General features: G+C 61.1%; 3 protein-coding genes and 1 pseudogene. 2 read left to right on the top strand and 2 right to left on the bottom strand.

Annotation, left to right across the window (positions count from 1 at the left end; genetic code table 11):
- Nucleotides 1-94: 94 nt before the first annotated feature.
- Both ACW9JE_RS29750 and ACW9JE_RS29745 read right to left on the bottom strand, forming a co-directional pair.
- Nucleotides 95-664, bottom strand: coding sequence for a lipocalin family protein (locus tag ACW9JE_RS29750; protein ID WP_224540347.1), 570 nt, complete (start codon nucleotides 662-664; stop codon nucleotides 95-97).
- A gap of 31 nt (nucleotides 665-695) precedes the next feature.
- On the bottom strand, nucleotides 696-950 hold the full coding sequence (locus ACW9JE_RS29745) for an outer membrane protein assembly factor BamE (RefSeq protein ID WP_224540345.1): 255 nt from the start codon (nucleotides 948-950) through the stop codon (nucleotides 696-698).
- Between the two features lie 256 nt (nucleotides 951-1206).
- On the opposite strand from ACW9JE_RS29745, the pseudogene ACW9JE_RS29740 reads away from it, so the two are divergent.
- A pseudogene (locus tag ACW9JE_RS29740) lies at nucleotides 1207-2265 on the top strand (HAMP domain-containing protein); the annotation flags it as partial.
- A 93-nt stretch (nucleotides 2266-2358) separates the two neighbouring features.
- Nucleotides 2359-3123, top strand: a complete 765-nt coding sequence (locus tag ACW9JE_RS29735) for a methyl-accepting chemotaxis protein (protein WP_457434790.1) — start codon at nucleotides 2359-2361, stop codon at nucleotides 3121-3123.
- Nucleotides 3124-3209: the final 86 nt, after the last annotated feature.

The following is a 3209-nucleotide window of genomic DNA, read 5'->3' as shown; positions in this document are numbered from 1 at the left end:
TGGCGGGGGGGGGGGTTGTGGGGTTCGAAGTGGTGTTGGATCTGCCGGCCTTTTCGCGAGCAAGCCCGCTCCCACATTGGTTACGCGCTGATCCTTAGTTCGAAGTCTTAGCCATCTGCGTATCCGTCGCCCGCCAGATCAGTCGAGTGGTGTCGTAACCCTGCTGACGTGCCTTGCTCAGCAACTCTTCACGCACCACCCCGTTGACGGTCGGCGTGCGCGACAGCAGCCACAGATAACGACGACTCGGATCGCCGACGATGGCGGTCTTGTAGTCGTCGCTGACGTACAGCACCCAGTATTCGCCCTTCGCCACACCCGGAATCAGGCGCGAGAACCAGGTATCGAACTCGACCCACAACTTGTCGGTCTTGCCCGGCACCTGTGGATAAGCCGTGCCCTTGACCTCTTCCCACTCCCACTGCGGCGTCAGGCAGCGATTGAGCACTGCCACGTTACCGTCAGGCTTGAGCGTGTAATGGGCTTCGGATTGCGCGCAGTCGCGCTGGAAGTACATCGGCAGACGCGCCAACTCGTACCAGGTGCCCTGGTAACGCTTGAGGTTCACGCTGCTAACAGTCTTCGGCGCCAACGTATCCTGGCCAGACGTGGCGCAGCCGGCCAATACCAGGCCGGCAAAAAGCATGATCAATAACCGCTTCATTATTTTTCTCCCGGGGGCTGAGCGCCCCGGTTTACTTCAGGCCTTGGCCGGAAAACATCAGCACCTTGTCACCGGCATACTGCACGCTGATAAAGCTGTTCTTGTCGCCCCAGGTGCAACTGGACATGCCGAGCGCGCCGGAACAATCGGCGGGTTTGCCCAGCAGGTTTTCAACCTCGGCCTTGTTCATTCCAGACTCGAGCTTGGAGTAGTTTTCCTGATTGACCTTGCTGCACGCAGCCAACAACACGCAGAACGAAAGCAAGGCGATGGATCGCAGGGACATTGGGTAACTCCGGGGGCGATGGGGATTGGCATGACTGCCAAACAGATCCTTAGAAGACCAAACAGCGATCTGGTTCCCTCGCCGGGCGCCTATTTATGGGGCCGCTCGTCTCTTTCAGCCGGGAAATCAATCACGTTGTGAAGCTGTCGTGCATTTCGTCGTTTTTATCTAAAAACGACTAATCTTTGGCGCTGCTCAGCCGACATGCAGTGCAGCGCAATGCTCACGGACGAGGAAATTGCCCCCTTTGTCGACAATGCCTCCGTGCGGTATTCATCCAATGACCAGAAACATGAAGTTCAGCCACAAGATCCTGTCGGCTGCTGCCCTCGTGGTGGCCATCGCATTCGCCTGTTTCATCCTGTTCAACGACTATCGCCAGCGCCAGACACTGCGCAGTAGCACCGAAGCCTCGATGCAGGAACTGGGCAGCCTGACCACCAGCAACATCCAGACCTGGCTGGTTGGCCGCATCCAGCTGCTGCAATCGATGTCCCAGCAGCTCAGCGCGGATGGCAGTTCTGCGGACAGCCTCAAGCGCGTCATCGACCTGCCCGCCTACACCGGCAACTTCCAGCTGAGTTACTTCGGCGGTAACGATGGCGTGATGTTCTCGATCCCGGCGGGCAACCGTCCGGCGGACTACGATCCACGCGCCCGCGGCTGGTACAAGTCGGCCAACAGCGCGCAGCAGACCATCGTCACCGAACCCTACATCGCCACCTCGTCCGGCAAGCTTGTAATCACCGTGGCGACACCGGTGCAGCGTCAGGGCCAGATGATCGGCGTAGCCGGGGCCGACATCGACCTGTCCAGCGTCAGCGCGATCATCAACTCGCTGAACTTCGGCGGCCACGGCCACGCGTTCATCGTCGGCGCCGACGGCAAGATCCTGATTCACCCTGACAGCAAGCTGGTGCTCAAGAGCCTGGCGGAGGCCTACCCGAGCGACACCCCGAAAGTCAGCCCGGGCATGAAGGAAGTCGAGATCGACGGCAAGCGCCAGTTCATCTCCTTCACCCACGTCAACGGCGTGCCGTCGGCCGATTGGTACGTGGCACTGGTGCTCGACCAGGAAACCGCGTTCTCGATGCTCAGCGAATTCCGCACTTCGGCGATCGTGGCCATGGTGATTGCGGTGGTGATCATCATCGCGTTGCTGGGCATGCTGATCAGCTTCCTGATGCAGCCGTTGCTGGCCATGGGTCGCGCCATGCATGACATCGCCGAAGGCGAAGGTGACCTGACCAAGCGCCTGACCATTCACGGCCACGACGAGTTCGGCGCGCTGGGGCTGTCGTTCAACCGTTTCGTCGAGCGTATCCACACCTCGATCAGCGAAGTGTCCTCGGCCACCGGCCAAGTCAACGAAGTGGCGCTGCGCGTGGTGGCAGCTTCCAACTCGTCGATGTTCAACTCCGACCAGCAGGCCTCGCGCACCAGCAGCGTGGCCGCGGCGATCAACCAGCTCGGCGCCGCCGCCCAGGAAATCGCCCAGAACGCCGCCCTCGCCTCCCAGCACTCCAGCGATGCCCGCTCCCTGGCCGAGGAAGGCCAGCAGGTGGTGGATAAGACCATCACGGCGATGCATCAACTGTCGGCGAAGATCAGCGATTCGTGCGGCAACATCGAGACGCTCAACAGCAACACGGTCAACATCGGGCAGATTCTGGAAGTGATCACCAGCATCTCCCAGCAGACCAACCTGCTGGCCCTGAACGCCGCCATCGAAGCGGCCCGTGCCGGTGAAGCCGGTCGCGGTTTCGCGGTCGTCGCCGACGAAGTGCGCAACCTCGCACACCGCACCCAGGATTCGGCGCAGCAAGTGCAGAAGATGATCGAAGACCTGCAAGTCGGCGCCCGCGAAGCGGTCAGCACCATGACCGACAGCCAGCGTCAGAGCGAAAGCAGCGTGGGCATCGCCAACCAGGCCGGCGAGCGCCTGGGCAGCGTGACCCAGCGCATCGGCGAAATCGACGGCATGAACCAGTCGGTCGCCACCGCCACCGAAGAACAGACCGCCGTGGTGGAATCGATCAACGTCGACATCACCGAAATCAACACCCTGAACCAGGAAGGCGTGGAAAACCTGCAATCGACCCTGCGCGCCTGCGCCGATCTTGAGCAACAGGCGGCGCGGTTGAAGCAGTTGGTGGGTAGCTTCAGGATCTAGGGCGCTCCCGCCGCCCCCTTCGCGGGCAAGCCTGTTCTGGTCAAGTATTTCCGGACACCAGTTACGGTATTTAGGCCGCCCGTTGC

The organism is Pseudomonas sp. SDO55104_S430, assembly GCF_054070595.1.
This window is presented reverse-complemented; position numbering and strand designations above follow the sequence as displayed.